A 19,669-nucleotide genomic window follows, 5' to 3' on the forward strand; every position below is an offset into this window, starting at 1 on the left:
ATGATCACTGAGAGTAGATGGCCGGAAAACCGCCCCTGTGATCGATCACACACGCGGCGACGCACCACGCCGTCCGAAAATTCAGCGCAAAGCGAACATCCCTCGCGTGTGTCGCGATCTTGTAAAGCCATCAGACCGGCAGCGTGACTCGCATCACGAGCCCTCCGCCCTCACGGGGCTGGGCGGCGATGTGACCGCCGTGCGCCCGCGCCACGGAGCGGACGATGGACAGGCCGAGGCCGACGCCCTTGTCGCTGCCCGTGCGCTCGGTACGGAGCCGCCTGAAAGGCTCGAAGAGGTTGTCGATCTCGTAGGCCGGCACCACCGGACCGGTGTTCGACACGGAGAGTACCGCCTGGCCGTGCTGGACGTCGGTGGTGACCTCGACCCAACCGTCCTCGGGCACGTTGTAGCGCACCGCGTTCTGCAGCAGGTTCAGGGCGATCCGCTCCAGCAGCACGCCGTTGCCCTGGACCACCGCCGGTTTCCGTACGCCCCTGATCGTCACACCCTTGGCCTCCGCCTCGGCGTGCACCTGGTCGACGGCCTGGGTGGCCACCTCGGCCAGGTCGACGGGTTTGCGCTCCACGATCTGGTTGTCGCTGCGGGCGAGCAGCAGCAGGCCCTCCACGAGCTGCTCACTGCGCTCGTTGGTGGCCAGCAGCGTCTTGCCGAGCTGCTGGAGCTCCACGGGGGCGCCCGGGTCGGAGAGGTGCACCTCCAGGAGCGTGCGGTTGATCGCCAGGGGCGTGCGCAGTTCGTGCGAGGCGTTGCCGACGAAGCGCTGCTGGGCGGTGAAGGCCCGCTGCAATCGCTCCAGCATGTCGTCGAAGGTGTCCGCGAGTTCCTTCAGCTCGTCGTCGGGGCCGTCCAGCTCGATCCGGCGGGACAGGTCCGAGCCGGCCACCGCGCGGGCGGTCCTGGTGATCCGGCCGAGCGGGGAGAGCACACGGCCGGCCATCGCGTAGCCGAACGCGAAGGCGATCACGGCGAGGCCCAGCAGGGCGAGCAGCGAGCGGCTGAGCAGGTTGTCCAGGGCCGCCTGGCGCTGGTGGTCCACGCACTGGGCGATCGCGGTGTTGAAGTCGGACAGCGGCAGCCTGGAACCGGCGATCCCTGGGCAGTTGTCGCTGGAGACCTGCAGATTGTCAGCACTTACGATCTTGAACAGCGGCTGGTTGCCGGTGTTGATCGCCTGCGCGGCGAGCAGGTAGATGATCGACAGCAGCAGGATGCCGGCGATCAGGAACATGCCGCCGTACAGCAGGGTGAGCCGTATCCGGATGGTCGGGCGCAGCCACGGGAAGACCGGCTGCGGTCTCCTGGGGTCCCAGGTGGGCTTCGGGGGAGCCTGCGGGGGTGCGGGAGTGGTCGCCACGTTCATCAGATCCGGTAACCCGAGCCGGGGACGGTGACGATCACAGGAGGCTCGCCGAGCTTGCGGCGCAGGGTCATCACGGTCACGCGCACCACGTTGGTGAAGGGGTCGGTGTTCTCGTCCCAGGCCTTCTCCAGGAGCTGCTCGGCGCTGACCACCGCGCCCTCGCTGCGCATCAGCACCTCCAGGACGGCGAACTCCTTGGGCGCGAGCTGGACCTCCTTGCCGTCCCGGAAGACCTCGCGGCGGTTCGGGTCGAGCTTGATGCCGGCGCGCTCCAGCACGGGCGGCAGCGGCACGCTGGTACGCCGGCCGAGGGCGCGCACGCGGGCGATCAGCTCGCTGAACGCGAAGGGCTTGGGGAGGTAGTCGTCGGCGCCGATCTCCAGGCCCTCGACGCGGTCGCTGACGTCGCCGGACGCGGTGAGCATGAGCACGCGCGTGGGCATGCCGAGTTCGACGATCTTGCGGCAGACGTCGTCGCCGTGCACGAGGGGAAGGTCCCGGTCGAGGACGACCACGTCGTAGTCGTTGACGCCGATGCGCTCCAGGGCGGCCGCACCGTCGTACACGACGTCGACGGCCATGGCCTCCCGGCGCAGTCCGGTGGCCACCGCATCGGCGAGCAGTTGCTCGTCCTCGACGACGAGTACGCGCACGTCGCTTGTCCTTCCTCTGTCCACCCGCGTAGCGCGCACCAGGCGCACCCGGGCGGGGGTCTGCATGGGGTGTGGTGCCTCCATCCTGCCCTTTTCGGCCATAAGTCGGCAGTAAGACGGGGGCCGGAACCGTCGGATCGGATGCCGCGGGGCGGGAATGCCAGATTTTCTCCTGCGGTTGAGGTTTCCGCGGAGGGGAGCGGGGGGAGGACCGCATGTACACCCCGCGATCACGCTCTGCATGTGCCGCAGCACCATGCGGTACGTACGTCGCCGCTACAGCAGAGTGGACGACGGGGGTGTCCGGCACCGTCGCCGCCCAGCAGGGCAGCGCTGGGCACCCGCCAAGACGTGATCGTCCCTTCCCGACCGGCACTTCCCCGTGCCACCGACCCACGACCCAGGACGAGGGGGCGCAGCATGGACGCATTCACGACAGGACTTCTGCAGCGCATAAAGGCGACCGAGTCCGACATCACCCGGGCTCGTGACGAGGGCGACGACTTCCTCGTCGAAGTGGAACAGGCCGAGCTCGACGACCTGCGCCGCCTCGCCGCCGAACACGGTGTGGAAGTCGGCGCGACCAGCGTCTGACAGTCCCGCAGCAGCAGCACCACCGGCACATGAGCAGGGCCCCGGCGAATCCAGCGCCGGGGCCCTGCTCGTACGTGATCTCCTACCCGCGCATCGGCGTTCGATTCCCGTCCGGCCGCGGTGGCGGAGAACTCCGCGGAATCGGTCCGCGTCCGGGACGGGCCTCAGTCGTGCCAGGCCCCGAAGTCCTCCAGGAGGCGCTGGAGGGGCTCGAAGACCCCGGGGGTGCCCGCGACCGTCAGGTCCCGGGAGGGGCGTTCTCCGGGGCGGCCACCCGTCAGGGCACCGGCCTCCCGCGCGATCAGGTCGCCCGCGCCCCAGTCCCACGCGTTCAGGCCGCGCTCGAAGTACCCGTCCAGCCTGCCGCAGGCCAGGTCGCACAGGTCGATCGCCGCCGAACCGCCGCGGCGTATGTCGCGCAGCAGCGGGATCAGCCGGGCGGCGACCTCGGCCTGGTGGGTGCGGACCTCCGTCACGTAGTTGAAGCCCGTGGAGACCAGGGCCTCGGCCAGCGGCGCGGCCGGCCGGCAGGCCAGCGCCCGCTCGCCCCGCCACGCCCCGGTCGCCCAGGCTCCGCCGCCCCGCACCGCGTGGTACGTCTCGCCCCGCATCGGCGCAGCCACGACCCCGACCACGGTCTCCCCGTCCTGCTCTGCGGCGATGGACACCGCCCAGGTCGGCAGGCCGTACAGGTAGTTGACCGTGCCGTCCAGCGGGTCGATCACCCAGCGGACCCCGCTCGTGCCCGGCGTCGACGCGCCCTCCTCGCCGAGGAAGCCGTCGTCGGGCCGGTGGGCGGAGATCAGGTCGGTGATGAGCTTCTCGGCCGCGATGTCCATCTCGGTCACGACGTCGATCGGGCTGGACTTCGTACGGGCCACGGAGAGGTCGGCCGGGCGGCCGTCCCGCAGCAGCTCGCCCGCGCGGGCGGCCGCCTCCCGGGCGAGGTCCAGCAGGTCCGAGTACAGGGCGTCGGTCACGGGGCTCCTCACGCGTAGGGGCTGTCGGCGCCCGCGGCGGCCGGCCGGGGAGCGCGGGCGGGGCAGCAGCCGACCGGGCAGAGGTCGTGGCTCGCGCCGAGCGCGCCCAGGGCGCACGGCGTGACCTCCCGGCCGCGCTCCCTGGCCGCGCGCTCCACCACGAGGTCACGGATCGCGGCGGCGAACCGCGGGTCGTCGCCGACGGTCGCGGAGCGCCGTACCGGCAGGCCCAGCTCCGCGGCCTTGGCCGTGGCCTCCGTGTCGAGGTCGTAGAGGACCTCCATGTGGTCGGAGACGAAGCCGATGGGGGCCATGACGACGGCGGGGACGCCGGCGCCGTGCAGTTCCTCCAGGTGGTCGCAGATGTCGGGCTCCAGCCACGGGATGGTCGGGGCGCCCGAGCGGGACTGGTAGACGAGCCGCCAGGGGTGGTCGACGCCGGTGCGCTCGCGGACGGCGTCGGCGATCACCTCGGCCACGTCCAGGTGCTCCTCGACGTACGCGCCGCCCTCGCCGTGCGCCTCGACGGGGCCGGAGGTGTCCGCGGACGCGGTCGGGATGGAGTGGGTGGTGAACGCGATGTGGGCGCCCGCACGGACGTCCTCGGGCAGGTCGGCGAGCGAGGCGAGCACCCCGTCGATCATCGGGGCGAGGAAGCCGGGGTGGTTGAAGTAGTGCCGCAGCTTGTCGACCCGCGGCAGGTCCAGGCCCTCGGCCTCCAGCGCGGCCAGCGAGTCGGCGAGGTTCTCGCGGTACTGGCGGCATCCCGAGTAGGAGGCGTAGGCGCTGGTGGCGAGCACCAGGATGCGCCGGCGGCCGTCGGCGACCATCTCGCGCAGGGTGTCCGTGAGGTACGGCGCCCAGTTGCGGTTGCCCCAGTAGATCGGCAGGTCCAGGCCGTGCTCGGCGAAGTCCTTGCGCAGGGCGTCCAGCAGGGCGCGGTTCTGGTCGTTGATGGGGCTGACTCCGCCGAACAGGAAGTAGTGCTGCCCGACCTCCTTGAGGCGTTCCTTCGGGATACCGCGCCCGCGTGTCACGTTCTCCAGGAACGGGACCACGTCGTCCGGGCCTTCCGGGCCGCCGAAGGAGAGCAGGAGCAGGGCGTCGTAGGGGGTGGCATCGAGCGCGTCTGACATGAGCCGATCCTGCCACCCGGCACTGACGGCCCGGAAACAGGAGGGTGAAGAGTCGGATTCGGGAGCTTTATCCCGGACGCCGACCGGGTGCGTCGGGACACTCCCCCTCGTAAGCTGTATCAGCCGCAGTCACGCCTTACCCAGCCGTCGGAGTCCCCGTGCCCAGCCCTTATCGCGCCCTGTTCGCCGCACCCGGCACGAAGGGCTTCTCCGCCGCGGGCTTCGTCGGCCGGATGCCGTTGTCCATGATGGGGATCGGCGTGGTCACGATGGTCTCCCAGCTCAGCGGGCGGTACGGCCTGGCGGGCGCGCTCTCCGCGACCATCGCGCTGTCCGCCGCCGCGATCGGCCCGCAGGTGTCCCGGCTGGTCGACCAGTACGGCCAGCGCCGGGTGCTGCGCCCCGCGACGCTGCTCGCGCTCGCGGCGGCGGCCGGGCTGCTGTTCGCCGCGCACTACGGGTGGCCGGACTGGACGCTGTTCGTCTGCGCCGCCGGGATCGGCGCGGTGCCGAGCCTGGGCGCGATGATCCGGTCCCGCTGGGCGGTCCTGTACCGGGGCACCCCGCAGCTGCACACCGCCTACTCGTTCGAGTCCGTGGTCGACGAGGTCTGCTTCATCTTCGGGCCGATCATCTCCATCGGTCTGTCCACGGCCTGGTTCCCGGAGGCGGGACCGCTGCTGGCCGCCTGCTTCCTGGCGGCCGGCGTCTTCTGGCTGACCGCCCAGCGGGCCACCGAACCGCAGCCGCACCCGCGTGAGCACCACGGCGGCGGTTCGGCGCTGCGCGCGTCCGGCCTCCAGGTGCTGGTGGCGACCTTCGTGGCCACCGGGGCGATCTTCGGGGCGGTGGACGTGGTGACCGTCGCCTTCGCCGACGAACGCGGCCACAAGGGCGCTTCCAGCGTGGTCCTGGCCCTGTACGCGGCCGGTTCCTGCGCGGCCGGGGTGGTCTTCGGCCTGATGCGGTTCACGGGCAGGCCGGAACGCAGGTGGCTGCTGGGCATATGTGCGATGGCCGTGAGTATGATCCCCCTCCTACTGGTCGGAAACTTGCCGCTTCTGGCCGTGGCGCTGTTCGTTTCGGGCCTGTCCATCGCACCGACGATGATCACGACGATGTCCCTCATCGAAGAGCACGTACCTCGCGCGAAGCTCACCGAGGGCATGACCTGGGTGAGCACCGGCCTCGCGGTCGGGGTGGCGCTCGGCTCCTCGGTCGCCGGCTGGGTGATCGACGCGGCCGGCGCCCGTGCCGGGTACGGGGTCCCGGCCGTGTCCGGGGCCGTCGCGGTCGCGGTCGGTTTCCTCGGGTACCGCCGGCTCAACAGGCCGGTCACGCGTCGGGGAGGCACCGTTGAGCAGTACAGCGAGCGGCAGGAGCGGCACGTGGCGTAACTGGGGCGGGAACGTCACCGTTCGCCCCGCGCGGGAGGTCACGCCCGCCTCCGTCGACGAGCTGGCCGCGGCCGTGCGGCAGGCGGCACAGGACGGCCTGAAGGTGAAGGCGGTGGGCAGCGGCCACTCCTTCACCGCGATCGCCGCGACCGACGGTGTCTCGATCCGCCCTCAACTGTTGACGGGCATCCGCGCCGTCGACCGCAAGGCGATGACCGTCACGGTCGAGGCCGGCACCCCGCTCAAGAGGCTCAATGTGGCCCTGGCCCGTGAGGGACTGTCGCTGACCAACATGGGCGACATCATGGAGCAGACGGTCTCCGGGGCCACCAGCACCGGCACCCACGGCACCGGCCGGGAGTCCGCCTCGCTCGCCGCCCAGATCAGGGAACTCGAACTGGTGACCGCCGACGGCTCCGTGCTCACCTGCTCCGAGAAGGAGAATCCGGAGGTCTTCGCGGCCGCCCGGGTCGGCCTGGGCGCCCTCGGCATCGTCACCGCGATCACCTTCGCCGTGGAGCCGGTCTTCCTGCTCACCGCGCGCGAGGAGCCGATGCCCCTGGACCGGGTCCTCGCCGAGTTCGACCAGCTCCGCACCGAGAACGAGCACTTCGAGTTCTACTGGTTCCCGCACACCGGCAACACCAACACCAAGCGCAACAACCGCAGCGCGGGCCCGCCGCAGCCGGTGGGGCAGCTCGCCGGCTGGTTCGAGGACGAGTTCCTCTCCAACGGCGTCTTCCACGCCGCCCAGTTGGTCGGCCGCGCGGCCCCCGCCGTGGTGCCCGCCATCGCCCGGATCTCCAGCAGGGCACTGTCCGCGCGGACCTACACGGACATTCCCTACAAGGTCTTCACATCCCCGCGCCGGGTGCGCTTCGTGGAGATGGAGTACGCCGTTCCGCGTGAGGCGCTGGTGGACACGCTGCGGGAACTGAAGGCGGCCGTCGACCGTTCCGGTCTCAGGGTCAACTTCCCGGTCGAGGTCCGCACCGCCCCCGCCGACGACATCGCGCTGTCCACCGCCTCCGCCCGCGACAGCGCCTACATCGCCGTACACATGTTCCGGGGCACCCCCTACCAGGCGTACTTCACGGCCGCCGAGCGGATCTTCACCGCGCACGAGGGGCGTCCGCACTGGGGCAAGGTGCACACCCGCGACGCGGACTACTTCGCGGAGGTCTATCCCCGCTTCGGCGAGTTCACGGCGCTGCGGGACCGGCTCGATCCGGACCGGCTGTTCCAGAACGACTATCTGCGGAGGGTGCTGGGGCAGTAGCCGGGGAACCGGTGGGCGTGCCCGTCGCGCTCGGCTCCCCTGCCGTGCCCGGATCCCCGCTCGTGCTCGGCGCCGGGGTCGTGGTCCCGGCGCCGGCGGGCGTCCCGTCCGGGCTCTTCGAAGACCCGCCCGGCGCCGGGGACGAGGGCGAGGGACCCGGCGAAGCGGTGCTCGCCCGCCCGGACTTCGGGGCGGACGAGGCCGGGGTCCGCGAGGATCCCGACGCCCCGGACGGCCTGGTCCCGCCGGTGACGGCGCCGCTGACCGTCGTACCGGGGCCGCCGCTGAAGCTGCCGCCGGAGACCAGTTCCCAGGTGGTGACGGCGGCCAAGGTCACGGCGAACACCAGCGCGGCCGCGACCAGCGGACGGCGCCAGGTCCGCACCCGGGCGCGGTAGACGGTGCCCTCGGTGAACGCGCCGGGCGCCGCGGGCTCCGGGTCCCGTTGCCTGGCGGGCCCGGTCGCGTCGCGGAACTGCTGCCCGGTGCGCTGGAAGAAGTGCTGGAACAAGGTGCCGCCGCAGGTGGCGATCACGCTCACGACTCCGGCACCGAGGATCGTGCCGTACACCCCGAAGGAGGACGCGAGTTCGGCGGCCACCACGGCGGCCACCGCACTGCCCGCGACCTGGGGCACGCTGAGTTCGATCCGCTTCGGACGTCCCGTCACCTCCTCCCCCGCACTGGTCTCCACACCGGAACCGGGCCTTTCACGCATTCCTGAACCTTGCCTGCCCTTCCCCTGCTTGTTCGACCGACTGCACAAGAAAAGGACGTACGGACGAAACCATTGGTTCCGTTTCTGTGGATTGGGTGAAGTACGCCACGTTCAAGATCCCCGGAACCGGGCAACCGAGGGTGAGAGAGCGGTTGTTGCAAGAAGTTCGGCGGCGCGCCAATCCACGCACGTGGCCCGAATGGAGTACTGTTGCGAGCCCTGGGTCCGGTCTCCCGCCAGGGTGTCCGGGGCCTTGCAGGACCACCGGGAGGGGGGCTCGTTGCACAGGGTGACGGAGTTGGTCACTTAGCGTTGCGAATAGGTAACCGTGCCATAACGGCGTTCCAGGGCCCGCGCCCGACACGCCGGGCAACTCGGCAAGGTTGTGGCAGGCTGCACCCGGGCAGGCCACACTCGACTAGCGGAAGCAGCGACGCACGTGACGTCGGCAGGCACCACCCGGGAGGTCCCCATGCCCGAACTGCGTGTCGTGGCCGTCTCCAATGACGGCACACGGCTGGTGCTCAAGGCTGCCGACTCTACGGAGTACACCCTTCCGATCGACGAACGGCTCCGTGCCGCCGTACGCGGCGACCGGCCCCGGCTCGGGCAGATCGAGATCGAGGTCGAGAGCCATCTGCGGCCCCGAGACATCCAGGCGCGGATACGTGCGGGCGCGACGGCGGAAGAGGTCGCGCAGCTCGCCGGGATCCCCGTCGACCGGGTGCGGCGCTTCGAGGGTCCGGTACTGGCCGAGCGCGCCTTCATGGCCGAGCGGGCCCGCAAGACGCCCGTCCGCCGGCCCGGTGAGAACTCCGGCCCGCTGCTCGGCGAGGCCGTGCAGGAACGGCTGGTGCTGCGCGGTGCCGACAAGGACACCGTGCAGTGGGACTCCTGGCGCCGCGACGACGGCACCTGGGAGGTACTCCTCGTCTACCGGGTCGCCGGCGAACCGCACTCGGCGAGCTGGACGTACGACCCGCCCCGGCGGCTCGTGCAGGCGGTCGACGACGAGGCCCGCTCGCTGATCGGCGAGTCCGACGACCTCGCCGTGCCGGAGCCCAGCTTTCCGTTCGTGCCCCGGATCGCACGGCTGCCGCGCGACCGGCCGCTGGACCGTCCCGGTGATCGCGAGCGGCCGAGCCTGCCCGCGGCGGCCGAGCCGGTCGAGGAGACGGCCGGCGAACGCGACTCGCTGACCAGCCTGCTGGAGGCGGTGCCGAGCTTCCGGGGCGACCTGGTGGTCCCGGAGCGCCCGGTGGAGCCGCTGGAGGAGCCCGTCGAGGAACCGGTGACCGAGGAACCGCCGGCCCCCGCGGCCTCGGCCGGCTCCGCCTACGCCGACGTCCTCATGCCCCGCTCGGTCGGCAGCCACCGCGACCGGCTGATCGGTGCCACCGACCGCCAGGCCGAGGCCGACGGCGTCCGCCCGGGCCGCCGGGCCGCCGTGCCGAGCTGGGACGAGATCGTCTTCGGCACGCGCCGCAAGAAGCAGGAATAGGCGCGAGGACGAGAACAGGTCTTACGACCGTATGAACGTGGGGGGCACGCGCGCGTGCCCCCCACGTTCACGTCGCCCTACTGCGGGTCGGGGCCGACCGCGACCGGACGGGACGGGTCGGCGGTCCACTCCGACCACGAACCGACGTACAGCGCCGCCGGGATGCCCGCGACGGCCAGCGCGAGCACCTCGTGGGCGGCGGAGACGCCCGAACCGCAGTACACACCGACCGCGGCCCCCTGCACGGCGCCCAAGCCCTTGAACCGGCCCTGGAGTTCGGCGGCGGGCAGGAACCGGCCGTCCGGGCCGACGTTCTCGACGGTCGGCGCCGACACGGCGCCCGGGATGTGCCCGCCGACCCGGTCGATCGGCTCCACCTCACCCCGGTACCGCTCCCCCGCGCGGGCGTCGAGCAGCACACCCGAGCGAGCCAGCGCCGCCGCCCCGTCGGCGTCGAGCAACCCGGCCGGGTCGGGCGCCGGTTCGAAGTCACCCTGGACCGGCGTGGCCACGTCGGTCGAAAGAACACCCTCCCAGGACGGCAACCCGCCGTCGAGGACCCGCACGTCCGGGTGACCCGTCCAGCGCAGCAGCCACCAGGCGCGCGCGGCCGACCAGCCCAGCCCCCCGTCGTAGACGACGACCGGGCGGCCCGCCGAGACGCCCGCGCGGCGCATCGCCGCACCGAAGACGGCCAGGTCGGGCAGCGGGTGCCGGCCGTTCTCGCCGGGCGCGGAGGCGAGTTCCCCGTCCAGGTCCACGAAGACCGCGCCCGGCAGGTGGCCTTCCGCGTACGCGGCCCGGCCGTCGAACGGCGGTGCGCCGGGCGAGGTCAGCTGCCAGCGGACGTCCAGCAGGACGGGCGGGTTCGGCCCGGTCAGAGCGTCGGCGAGTTCGGTTGCGGTGATGATGGCTTCCATGGCCCCATCCTTACGCCAGGGGTGGCCGAGGCGTCCAGGTACGACTACTCTGCTCGGCCGGGCAGGCCCGGTCGCCTGGCGTACGGGATCGGGCACATGCTGTACGGCAGATGGACGCCCCCCGGCGATCGTCCGGGACGGGCGGAAGCGGCAGACGAGGCATCCCCGCGGCGAGGCCGCCCCACAGCCGTGGCCACAGGCCGCCACGGACGGTGCGGGCATCGGTACGGGGCGTGTCCGCGACCGGAGAGCAACCGGTCCGCGGAACGGAAGCGACACGGCCACCGCGAGGGGCCGAGGAGAGAGTGACGATGACCGAGGTACGGGGATCGGCCGGCCAGAACGGCACGCACGCTCGGCGCGCGCCCGGCACCCCCTGCTGGGTGAGTCTGATGGTGCACGGCTTGACCACGACCGAGGAGTTCTACGGAGCGCTGTTCGGCTGGGAGTTCGAGCCCGGCCCGCAGCAGCTCGGCCCCTACGTCCGGGCCCTGCTCGACGGGCGGGAGGTCGCGGGCATCGGTCAGCTGCCGCCGGACCTGCGGCTGCCGATCGCCTGGACGCCGTACTTCGCCTCGCACGACGTGGATCTGACGGCGGAGACGGCCCGGCTGTGCGGGGGCACGGTGGGGGTCGGGCCGCTCGACGCGGCCGAGGCCGGGCGGATGGCCATCGCCAGTGACCCGTCGGGCGCGGTGTTCGGCATCTGGCAGGCGTCGGCCCACCTCCTCACCTCCCTGACCGGGGTTCCGGGCACACCGGTCTGGGACGAGCTGCTCACCTTCGAGACGTCGAGCGTCGCCAAGTTCTACGAGACGGTGTTCGGCTACGAGGAGGAGCCGGTGGTGTCCGCCGACTTCGACTACGTGACGCTGCACGTGGGGGGCCGCCCGGTGGCCGGCATCCACGGCGTCGGCCTCTCGCTGCCCCGGGACCGGGGACCGCACTGGCTGACGTACTTCCAGGTGGCCGACGTGGACACGACCCTGCGTGCGGTCGCCGAGCTGGGCGGGCAGGTCCTGAGGCCGGCCCGGGACAGCGCGCACGGCCGGGTCGCCACGGTGGCCGATCCGGAGGGCGCGGTCTTCTCGCTGGTCGAGGGCCCGCGGTGACGGGCCGGTGCCGGCGTCCTACGTGGTGACCGGGAGCACGTCCGGGGACAGGGCCGCCGCGCGGGCCGACGCGGCGGTCATCCGGCGCCGGTGGTGGCGTCGGCAGAGCACCTCGTAACCCACCTTGCCGGCGGCCTCGTTGACGTCTCCCACGACCACCTGGGCGCCCTCGACGACCATCTCGCCGCCGACCGTGCGGGCGTTGTGGGTGGCGCGGGCGCCGCACCAGCACAGTGCCTCGACCTGGAGGACCTCGACGCGGTCGGCCAGCTCCACCAGCCGCTGGGAGCCGGGGAACAGCTTGGAACGGAAGTCGGTGGTGATGCCGAACGCGTAGACGTCGAGACCGAGATCGTCGACCACGCGCGCGAGCTGGTCGATCTGCTCCGGTCCCAGGAACTGCGCCTCGTCGGCGATGACGTAGTCGGCCCGGCCGCCCTGGGAGAGATGGTCGACCAGGTAGGCGTACAGGTCCTGCTCGTCCTCGACCTCCACGGCGTCGGTGACCAGCCCGAGGCGGGAGGAGAGCTTGCCGTGGCCCGCGCGGTCGTCACGGCTGAAGATCATGCCGACGAGGCCGCGCGCCGATCGGTTGTGCTCGATCTGCAGAGCCAGCGTCGACTTCCCGCAGTCCATCGTTCCGGAGAAGAACACCAGCTCGGGCATGGGGAGTTGAGCACCTTTCGGCGAGTTTCGGTCAGGGGGCGTCAGGAGCGTACTTCGAGCAGCGGCACGAGCTGCTCGGCGGGGGTCATCGAACCGTGGTTGCCGACCATCGCCGACTCCTTGGGCTCCCTTTCGGAGGCGATGATCAGGACGTCGTCGTGCGCGGCCGCGACGACGTCGCCGATCCGCTCGTACACCCGCTCGTCGAAGCTGTCCGGCGGGCCGAACCAGCCGGCGGCGATCGCCTCGTCTCGCGAGGCCACCCAGAACTGCTCGCCGAGCACCTCGCGCCAGCAGGTCAGCACGTCGTTCTCGGCGCCCGGCACCGCGTACACGTGCCGGGCCCGGCCCTCGCCGCCGAGCAGCGCGACCCCGGCCCGCAGCTCCCAGTCCTCGTCGAAGTCGATGCGGTGCTGTTCGTCGAACGGGATGTCGACCATGCCGTGGTCGGCGGTCACGTAGAGCGCGCTGCGCGGGGGCAGTTGCTCGGCGAGCCGCTGCACCAGCCGGTCGACGTGCATCAGCTGACCCCGCCAGGTGTCGGAGTCGACGCCATAGCGGTGGCCCGCGCCGTCCAGTTCGGCGTAGTACGTGTACACGAGGGAGCGGTCGGCGGCGCCGAGCTGCTCCGCCGCGAGGTCCATCCGCTCCTCGCCGGTCAGCCGCCCGTGGAACGTTCCGCCGCTGAGCGCGACCTTGGTGAGCGGGGTGCGCTCGAAGGTCGGCGAGGACACCTGGGCGCAGTGCACCCCGGCGTCCTGGGCGAGCTGGAAGACGGTGGGGTACGGCTGCCAGGCGGCCGGATCGGTCCAGGGCTGCCAGCGGAGCTGGTTCATCAGTTCACGGGTCGCCGGGTTGCGGACCGTGTAGCCGGGCAGACCGTGCGCGCCGGGCGGCAGACCGGTGCCGACGGAGGCGAGGGAGGTCGCGGTGGTCGCCGGGTAGCCTGCCGTGATCGGCCGTCCCGTGCCGCCGCGCGAGCCGCCGAGCAGCGAGGTCAGGTAGGGCGCGTCGGCGGGGTGGGCCTTGATCTGCTCCCAGCCCAGCCCGTCGATCAGGAAGACGCAGTTGCGGTCCGCCGGGGTGAGTTCCGCGATCGACGCGGTCATGCCGGGTACGGCCATCCCGGCGGCCAGGGTGGGCAGGAGGTCGGCGAGGGAGCCGCTGCCGTACTCGGGCAGCGGCGCGGAGCCGAGAGCGAGGGGTTCCGGATGGTCCCAGGCGGCGTACGCCATCAGCGTGTGACGTCCGCGGTCGCCTCGGAGATCGCCTGTGCGAAGGCGAGCGCCTGGCGCACCGTCTCCGGGCCGTCCCCGGCCTCGCTCACGCGCAGGCTGAGGTCGTCCGCCGTGGAGCTGCCGGTGTAGCCGTGGTCGGCGTCGCAGTTGGGGTCGCCGCAGGCGGCGGGCTCCAGGTCGATCCGGGAGACGGCGCCCCAGCCGATGGTCAGCACGATCTCCCGGGGCAGGGTTCCCGGCGTGTACTGCTCCGGGTTGGCGACCACCCGGCTGACCACGACCGACGAGATCCGGCCGAGCTTGACGGACTCGGTCGAGGTGGTGGCGTACGGCGTCGGGGAGGTGCTGTCGGCGGCCTGCTCGTCGGTGTGGCTGACGATGAAGCGGTTGCCGGTGAGGACGAGCACGGTCACGTGCCGCCGCACCTCGTTCTGGTCGAACGTCGTCTCCTGGTGGACCAGGTACGACCGGATCGGCTCACCACCCACGGCAGCCTCCACCGCCTCGGCCACGAGGGCCGGGTAGTAGCCGCTGCGCTCGATCGCGACGCGCAGCCCCTGGGTCGTCGTACTGGTCTTGGCCATGGCGTCCATCCTAATCCGTGGGCAAGGGGCCCCGGGCCAGTCACGGGCACCTCCTCGAACGCCGCCACCGGGTGCGGAGGTTCGCCGCCCTCAGTACGCGGGCAGGGTGCGGGGACCGAGGTCGTCGCGGGCCGGCGGGGGTGCGAGGCGGACCGTGGCACCGAGGACGCTCACGCCCCGCCGGGCGACCACGACCGGTTCCAGGGTGACCGCCACCACCTGCGGGTGGTCGTCGACCAGCCGGGAGACCCTGAGCAGCAGCTCCTCCAGGGCGGGCGTGTCGACGGGGGCCGAGCCGCGCCAGCCGAACAGCAGGGGTGCGGTCCGGATCGACCGCACCAGCGAGGCCGCGTCCCGGTCGGTGACCGGAACCAGCCGGTGCGCCATGTCGTCGAGCAGCTGCGAGGCGGCCCCGGCGAGCCCGAACGACAGCACGGCTCCGGCCGCCGGGTCGATCACGGCCCGTACGACGGTGTCGACGCCCCGGGGCGCCATCCGCTGCACCACCGGCCGCAGCTCCTCCGGCGGCCCGAACAGCTGTGCCAACTCGGCGTAGGCCCGGCGCAGTTGCTCTTCGTCCGCGAGGTCGAGGCGGACGCCGCCCAGGTCCGCGCGGTGCCGCAGATGGGGAGCGGTGGCCTTGAGGGCGACGGGGTAGCCGAGGTCGCGGGCGGCCCGGACGGCGGCGTCCGGGCTGGGCGCGGGCAGCGCCCGGTGCACGGTGATCCCGTACCTGCCGAGCAGCGCGCAGGTCTGCTCGACGCCGAGGGTGAGGCCCTGGCCGCCCGCCGACAGCGCGCCGACCAGCTCGGCGGCCCCCTTCTCGTCGATGTCGTCGTACTCGGGCACCCGCCCGGGCTCGGCGGCCTCCCGCCGCCACTGCGCGTACTTCACGGCCTCGGCGAGCGCCCGCACGGCGCGCTCGGCCGCGGGGTAGGCGGGGATGAGCCGGGAGTACGAGTGGCGCACCGCGGTGGGAGCCACTTCCGCAGGGGGGACCGGGTGGGCACCGGCGCCCGGTGCCGTCGCTCCCGCCTGCGGTGCGGTACGGCCCGCGGCCGACAGGGCCTGCGCCAGCCCCCCGAGTTCCACGTGCACCACCAGCACGGGCTTCCCGGGCACCGACTCGGCCGCCGACCGCAGCGCCTGGGCCAGCTCGGCGTCCCCCACCGGTCCCTCCCCGATCGCCGGTATCGCCGTCACGACCACCGCGTCGCAGGACTCGTCCGCCAGCGCCCGGGCCAGCGCCCGGTGGAAGTCGGCCGCGGTCGCCCCAGTGGTCAGGTCCAGCGGCCTGGCCGGGCGCAGCCCCTCCGCGAGACACCGGTCGTACGTCAGCAGCCCCAGCGACTCGGAGTTCCCGAGGATGGCCACCCTCGGTCCGGACGGCAACGGCTGCCGTGCGAGCAGCAGACCCGCGTCGACCAGTTCGGTGATCGTGTCGACGCGGATCACCCCGGCCTGCCGCAGCAGCGCGGAGACCGTGGCGTACGGCAGCCGCGTCGCCCGTACCGCGTGCCCCTGCGGCGCCGATCCCGCGCTCTGCACCACGACCAGCGGCTTGACGGCCGCCGTGCGCCGTGCGAGCCGGGTGAACTTGCGGGGGTTGCCGATCGACTCCAGGTACATGAGGACGACGTCGGTCTCGGGGTCGTCGTACCAGTACTGGAGCACGTCGTTGCCGGAGACGTCCGCGCGGTTGCCCGCCGAGACGAAGGTGGACACGCCCGTGGTCCCGGTGACACCCCCGCCCCGCCGGTGCAGCCGGGACAGCAGGGCGATGCCGATGGCGCCGGACTGGGCGAACAGCCCGATGCGGCCGGGGCGCGGCATCTCGGGTGCGAGGGACGCGTTCAGCCGGACGTCGTCCGCCGTGTTCATGACCCCGAAGGCGTTCGGCCCGATGATCCTCATGCCGTACGTGCGCGCTCGGCGGACCAGTTCGCGCTGGCGTTCACGGCCGTCGGGCCCGCTCTCCGCATAGCCGGCGGCGAGGACCACGAGACCCTGGACGCCGTGCTCGCCGCACGCGGTGACGACGTCGGGGACGTGGTCGGCGGGTACGGCGACCACCGCCAGGTCCACCGGTTCCCCGATGTCCCCTACGGAGCGGTGCGCGGGCACCCCGTCGACCTCCTTGAGGTCCTCGGGAAAGGCCCGGTTCACGGCGTGCAGACGACCGGTGAAACCGGCGTCCCTGAGGTTGCCGAGAACGCTGCGGCCCACCCCGCCGGGCGCGCGGCCGACGCCGATCACGGCCACGGAGCCGGGCGCCAGCAGCCTTCGTACCGAGCGGGCCTCGGCACGCTGCTCGCGGGCCTGCTGGACGGCGACCGAGCGGTCCGTGGGCTCCAGACCGAACTCCAGGCGGACGACGCCGTCCTCGAAGCTGCGCTTCTGGGTGTAGCCGGCGTCCGTGAACACCTTGATCATCCTGCTGTTGGCGGGCAGCACCTCGGCGGCGAACCGGCGGATCCCGCGCTCGCGCGCGACGGCGGCGATGTGTTCCAGGAGGGCGGAGGCGACTCCGCGGCCCTGGTGGGCGTCCTGGACGAGGAAGGCGACCTCGGCCTCGTCGGCGGGGGCGGAGGCGGGCGTGCCGTCGGCGCCGATGCGGTCGTAGCGTACGGTTGCGATGAACTCGCCGCCGATGGTGGCCGCGAGTCCCACCCTGTCCACAAAGTCGTGGTGAGTGAAGCGGTGGACGTCCTTGGCGGAGAGTCTGGGGTAGGGCGCGAAGAAGCGGTAGTACTTCGACTCGTCCGAGACCTGCTCGTAGAAGCTGACCAGGCGGTCGGCGTCATCGACGGTGATGGGCCGGATGCGCGCGGTGCCACCGTCGCGCAGCACCACGTCCGCCTCCCAGTGGGCGGGGTACTCGTGCCGGTCCTGCCGGTCCGCCGGGGTCTGCATGGGCCCCAGAGTACGGCTCGCGTCCGACAACGGCGCGAGGCAGTCTGTGGAGGACGGAAGCCGGACCGAGGCCGCGGTCCGGCGACACACCCGGAGGGACTTACGTCCGCTCCGGGGATGCTTCACGATATGGAAAACTGGTCTAGACAACCCTGAACACCGAAGGGCAGCATCACATGGCTGAGCGCCGCGTCAACGTCGGCTGGGCCGAGGGCCTCCACGCCCGCCCCGCTTCCATCTTCGTCCGAGCCGCCACGGCCGCAGGCGTCCCGGTCACGATCGCCAAGGCCGGGGGCAACCCCGTCAACGCGGCCTCCATGCTGGCGGTCCTGGGGCTGGGCGCCCAGGGCGGCGAGGAGATCGTCCTCGCCTCCGACGCCGAGGGTGCGGACGCCGCCCTCGACCGCCTGGCCAAGCTGGTCGCCGAGGGCCTCGAGGAACTCCCCGAGACCGTCTGAGCACCGCAGCGCCCGCACGACCGGGGCCGCGCCGACCCCTCCGGGGGCCGGCACGGCCCCGCTCTTTTCGCGCACGAAAGGCGCACGGCCGCAATCAGCGGCACGCTTCGATAAGTGCGCGCGGCAATGCGGTCGCACTCGGCAGCGGCCCGCGTAAACACACGTGAAAAAGCGCACGCCTGACAGGGGCACATCTGGATATGGGCATGCCGGGAAACGGGCAACGGAAAAACCGCCCCCGCGAATAGCACCTCTTTGTATACGGCGCCCGTGTTAATGCCGCACGCCCGACATGTTTACGGGATGTTGCGAAGTCCTCACACCGTTCGCCCGTTCGGTGGCGCCGGAAAACCGGAGCCGGTGGAAGACCATGGAGCGCTCGGTGTGCAGCGCCGTCACCGCCCGGGCGCGCTCCCCGTCCCCGCGCGCCACCGCGTCCACGATCGCGCCGTGCTCGGCCCAGGACTCCACCGGGCTGACGGGCGCCTCCACCGTGTACATCCAGGCGATCTTGTGCCGCAACTGGGTGAGCGTCGACGTCAGGGCGTGGCTGGCGGAGGCCTGGGCGAGCGTCTCGTGGAACCAGCCGCCCAGCGAGCGCAGGTCGTCGCTGTGGCCCGTCCTGGCCCGCTCCTGACCCAGCCTGACCAGCCCGCGCAGCACCTTCAGGTGGGCCTCGGTGCGGCGCTGGGCGGCCCGCAGAGCGCCGAGCGGCTCCAGGAGCAGGCGCATCTCCAGCAGGTCGGCGGCCTCCTGCTCGGTCGGTTCGGCCACACACGCGCCGGCGTGCCGACGGGTCACGACGAAGCCCTCGGCCTCCAGCGTGCGCAGCGCCTCGCGGACCGGGACGCGCGAGACGCCGTAGCGGCGGGCCAGGAGTTCCTCGGTGAGCCGGCTGCCGCGCTCGTGGACACCCGCGACGATGTCGTCCCGGATCGCCGTGCATACCGAGTGCGCCGGAATACGCATGTCCGACCTCCGCCTTAATCCCCGTGAAACGCCGCCGAGTGACGCCGGTTCCGTGACTCTATTGCAATGCGCGGGAATTTCCGACGGGGGGCCGGAATCCATGAGTATTTTTTGGACAGCGGGGGCGCGAAAACGACGAAAGCCCCGGCCGGCCGCCGGGGCTTCGCAGGATGTCGCCGAAAAAGGCGGACGTCAGACGTTCACGCCGTGTTTGCGGAGGTAGGCGACCGGGTCGACGTCGGAGCCGTACTCCGCGGTCGTGCGGGCCTCGAAGTGGAGGTGGGGGCCGGTGGTGTTGCCGGTGGACCCGGACAGGCCGATCTGCTGGCCCGGGGTCACCTGCTGCCCCACCGAGACGCCGATGGACGACAGGTGGCCGTACTGGGTGTACATGCCGTCGGCCATCTTGATGACGATCTGGTTGCCGTACGCCCCGCCCCAGCCGGTGGAGACGACCGTGCCGGTGCCGACCGCGTGCACGACCGTGCCGGCTGCGGCGTGGAAGTCGATGCCGGTGTGGGAGCCGGAGGACCACAGGGAGCCGCCGGTCTTGTAGCCGGTGGAGACGTACGAGTCGCTGATGGGCGCGACGAAGGCGTTGAGGCGCTTGCGCTCGGCCTCCCGCGCGGCCCGTGCCTTGGCCTCGCGCTCCTTCTCCGCGCGCGCCGCGGCCCGCTCGCGCGCGGCCTGCTCGGCCGCCTTGCGCTCCGCTTCGGCCTGCTGCGCGACGGCCTGGGCGTCGACGTGCTCGGCGACCGAGTCGCTGACCGTGATGACCGGGGTGAGACCGGTCTGCTCTACGGAGTTCTCGGCCGCGAGCGCCGGGGCGGCGGAGACGGTGCCGATGATGCCGGTGGTGGTGAGGGCCGCGATGCCGGCGGCCTGCGCGGTGGTGCGCTTCACGCGGCCGGGACGACGGTGCTTCCCGGAGGCGCACATGAACGCCATGTAGAGGCTGGTCCTTTCCTTCCCTCTCGCCTACCGGGTTAGCTGACGGGTTCGGAGCAGGAAGGTCTCCTACGGACCCCCTCGCGACACGCGCGGGCGCCCGATTCACCCCAGGGACTGCGTGGGTCCCCGGCTCCCCTGGCTCGCGCCGTACGGGGACTCGGCGATGGCTGTCCGGTGCCGCGGGTGCGGCTCGGTGCCTGACGGACAGCCCGAAGG

Annotated in this window: 18 protein-coding genes and 1 riboswitch; of the genes, 7 read left to right on the plus strand and 11 right to left on the minus strand. The window is 72.2% G+C overall.

The genetic code is table 11. From position 1 onward, the window contains the following. Positions 1-130 precede the first annotated feature (130 nt). Together AB0G52_RS31595 and AB0G52_RS31600 are read right to left on the minus strand one after the other, a co-directional pair. A complete protein-coding gene (locus AB0G52_RS31595) occupies positions 131-1,378 on the minus strand; it encodes a HAMP domain-containing sensor histidine kinase (protein ID WP_132893525.1) in 1,248 nt (415 codons plus the stop codon). Positions 1,379-1,383: 5 nt separating this feature from the next. Beyond that, positions 1,384-2,037, minus strand: a complete 654-nt coding sequence (locus tag AB0G52_RS31600; RefSeq protein ID WP_003993508.1) for a response regulator transcription factor — start codon at positions 2,035-2,037, stop codon at positions 1,384-1,386. A gap of 420 nt (positions 2,038-2,457) precedes the next feature. Between AB0G52_RS31600 and AB0G52_RS31605 the strand changes: the two genes are divergently transcribed. After that, complete coding sequence (locus AB0G52_RS31605) at positions 2,458-2,631, plus strand: hypothetical protein (protein WP_165939545.1); 174 nt, start codon at positions 2,458-2,460, stop codon at positions 2,629-2,631. 164 nt (positions 2,632-2,795) lie between these two features. On the opposite strand, the gene AB0G52_RS31610 is transcribed toward AB0G52_RS31605, so the two are convergent. Both AB0G52_RS31610 and AB0G52_RS31615 read right to left on the minus strand, forming a co-directional pair. After that, a complete protein-coding gene (locus AB0G52_RS31610) occupies positions 2,796-3,611 on the minus strand; it encodes an inositol monophosphatase family protein (protein ID WP_361340997.1) in 816 nt (271 codons plus the stop codon). Positions 3,612-3,619: 8 nt separating this feature from the next. Beyond that, positions 3,620-4,747: a ferrochelatase gene (locus AB0G52_RS31615; RefSeq protein ID WP_132893529.1), complete on the minus strand. Its 1,128-nt coding sequence runs from the start codon at positions 4,745-4,747 to the stop codon at positions 3,620-3,622. Positions 4,748-4,905: 158 nt separating this feature from the next. Here AB0G52_RS31615 and AB0G52_RS31620 point away from each other — a divergent pair, with 158 nt between their 5' ends. From AB0G52_RS31620 to sepH, 4 genes are all read left to right on the plus strand, one after another. Next, on the plus strand, positions 4,906-6,144 hold the full coding sequence (locus AB0G52_RS31620; RefSeq protein ID WP_361341002.1) for an MFS transporter: 1,239 nt from the start codon (positions 4,906-4,908) through the stop codon (positions 6,142-6,144). Continuing rightward, positions 6,104-7,423 carry a D-arabinono-1,4-lactone oxidase gene (locus AB0G52_RS31625; protein ID WP_361341004.1) on the plus strand — a complete coding sequence of 440 codons (1,320 nt, stop codon included), beginning with the start codon at positions 6,104-6,106 and terminating at the stop codon, positions 7,421-7,423. Before AB0G52_RS31620 ends, AB0G52_RS31625 begins: the two co-directional genes overlap by 41 nt. Before the next feature lie 17 nt (positions 7,424-7,440). Continuing rightward, positions 7,441-7,821, plus strand: coding sequence for a hypothetical protein (locus AB0G52_RS31630; protein ID WP_361341007.1), 381 nt, complete (start codon positions 7,441-7,443; stop codon positions 7,819-7,821). A gap of 792 nt (positions 7,822-8,613) precedes the next feature. Further along, the gene (gene sepH, locus AB0G52_RS31635) at positions 8,614-9,642 is read left to right on the plus strand and encodes a septation protein SepH (RefSeq protein WP_132893534.1); all 1,029 of its coding nucleotides are present in this window, start codon (positions 8,614-8,616) and stop codon (positions 9,640-9,642) included. 77 nt (positions 9,643-9,719) lie between these two features. Here the strand turns inward: sepH and AB0G52_RS31640 are convergent, their stop codons facing one another. After that, positions 9,720-10,562 (minus strand): sulfurtransferase, encoded by an 843-nt coding sequence (locus AB0G52_RS31640; protein WP_361341011.1) that lies wholly within the window; start codon positions 10,560-10,562, stop codon positions 9,720-9,722. A gap of 311 nt (positions 10,563-10,873) precedes the next feature. On the opposite strand from AB0G52_RS31640, the gene AB0G52_RS31645 reads away from it, so the two are divergent. Next, positions 10,874-11,674: a VOC family protein gene (locus AB0G52_RS31645; RefSeq protein WP_132893538.1), complete on the plus strand. Its 801-nt coding sequence runs from the start codon at positions 10,874-10,876 to the stop codon at positions 11,672-11,674. 18 nt (positions 11,675-11,692) lie between these two features. Here AB0G52_RS31645 and AB0G52_RS31650 read toward each other — a convergent pair whose 3' ends face one another. From AB0G52_RS31650 to AB0G52_RS31665, 4 genes are all read right to left on the minus strand, one after another. Continuing rightward, on the minus strand, positions 11,693-12,340 hold the full coding sequence (locus AB0G52_RS31650; protein ID WP_132893540.1) for a thymidine kinase: 648 nt from the start codon (positions 12,338-12,340) through the stop codon (positions 11,693-11,695). A 41-nt stretch (positions 12,341-12,381) separates the two neighbouring features. After that, on the minus strand, positions 12,382-13,575 hold the full coding sequence (locus tag AB0G52_RS31655; RefSeq protein ID WP_361341015.1) for a nucleotide pyrophosphatase/phosphodiesterase family protein: 1,194 nt from the start codon (positions 13,573-13,575) through the stop codon (positions 12,382-12,384). Continuing rightward, positions 13,575-14,162: a DUF5998 family protein gene (locus AB0G52_RS31660; RefSeq protein WP_132893543.1), complete on the minus strand. Its 588-nt coding sequence runs from the start codon at positions 14,160-14,162 to the stop codon at positions 13,575-13,577. The genes AB0G52_RS31655 and AB0G52_RS31660 overlap by 1 nt, the downstream gene beginning before the upstream one ends. A gap of 90 nt (positions 14,163-14,252) precedes the next feature. Then, positions 14,253-17,075: a GNAT family N-acetyltransferase gene (locus tag AB0G52_RS31665; RefSeq protein ID WP_361341019.1), complete on the minus strand. Its 2,823-nt coding sequence runs from the start codon at positions 17,073-17,075 to the stop codon at positions 14,253-14,255. Positions 17,076-17,251: 176 nt separating this feature from the next. Here AB0G52_RS31665 and AB0G52_RS31670 point away from each other — a divergent pair, with 176 nt between their 5' ends. Continuing rightward, positions 17,252-17,533, plus strand: a complete 282-nt coding sequence (locus AB0G52_RS31670; RefSeq protein ID WP_030563197.1) for an HPr family phosphocarrier protein — start codon at positions 17,252-17,254, stop codon at positions 17,531-17,533. A gap of 273 nt (positions 17,534-17,806) precedes the next feature. Here the strand turns inward: AB0G52_RS31670 and AB0G52_RS31675 are convergent, their stop codons facing one another. Beyond that, positions 17,807-18,502, minus strand: coding sequence for a GntR family transcriptional regulator (locus tag AB0G52_RS31675; protein WP_132893547.1), 696 nt, complete (start codon positions 18,500-18,502; stop codon positions 17,807-17,809). A gap of 192 nt (positions 18,503-18,694) precedes the next feature. Continuing rightward, positions 18,695-19,450 carry a M23 family metallopeptidase gene (locus AB0G52_RS31680; RefSeq protein ID WP_132893549.1) on the minus strand — a complete coding sequence of 252 codons (756 nt, stop codon included), beginning with the start codon at positions 19,448-19,450 and terminating at the stop codon, positions 18,695-18,697. 12 nt (positions 19,451-19,462) lie between these two features. Beyond that, positions 19,463-19,626, minus strand: a riboswitch (cyclic di-AMP (ydaO/yuaA leader). Positions 19,627-19,669: the final 43 nt, after the last annotated feature.

The sequence above is a fragment of the Streptomyces sp. NPDC021562 genome, assembly GCF_040640875.1.
In the GTDB taxonomy this organism is placed as follows: Bacteria; Actinomycetota; Actinomycetes; order Streptomycetales; family Streptomycetaceae; genus Streptomyces.

Coding starts and splice junctions, on each gene's coding strand:
- AB0G52_RS31605 (WP_165939545.1), top strand. CDS start 2,458: ATGGACGCATTCACGACAGGACTTCTGCAGCGCATAAAGGCGACCGAG.
- AB0G52_RS31615 (WP_132893529.1), bottom strand. CDS start 4,747: ATGTCAGACGCGCTCGATGCCACCCCCTACGACGCCCTGCTCCTGCTC.
- sepH (WP_132893534.1), top strand. CDS start 8,614: ATGCCCGAACTGCGTGTCGTGGCCGTCTCCAATGACGGCACACGGCTG.
- AB0G52_RS31640 (WP_361341011.1), bottom strand. CDS start 10,562: ATGGAAGCCATCATCACCGCAACCGAACTCGCCGACGCTCTGACCGGG.
- AB0G52_RS31645 (WP_132893538.1), top strand. CDS start 10,874: ATGACCGAGGTACGGGGATCGGCCGGCCAGAACGGCACGCACGCTCGG.
- AB0G52_RS31650 (WP_132893540.1), bottom strand. CDS start 12,340: ATGCCCGAGCTGGTGTTCTTCTCCGGAACGATGGACTGCGGGAAGTCG.
- AB0G52_RS31655 (WP_361341015.1), bottom strand. CDS start 13,575: ATGGCGTACGCCGCCTGGGACCATCCGGAACCCCTCGCTCTCGGCTCC.
- AB0G52_RS31660 (WP_132893543.1), bottom strand. CDS start 14,162: ATGGCCAAGACCAGTACGACGACCCAGGGGCTGCGCGTCGCGATCGAG.
- AB0G52_RS31665 (WP_361341019.1), bottom strand. CDS start 17,075: ATGCAGACCCCGGCGGACCGGCAGGACCGGCACGAGTACCCCGCCCAC.
- AB0G52_RS31670 (WP_030563197.1), top strand. CDS start 17,252: ATGGCTGAGCGCCGCGTCAACGTCGGCTGGGCCGAGGGCCTCCACGCC.
- AB0G52_RS31675 (WP_132893547.1), bottom strand. CDS start 18,502: ATGCGTATTCCGGCGCACTCGGTATGCACGGCGATCCGGGACGACATC.
- AB0G52_RS31680 (WP_132893549.1), bottom strand. CDS start 19,450: ATGGCGTTCATGTGCGCCTCCGGGAAGCACCGTCGTCCCGGCCGCGTG.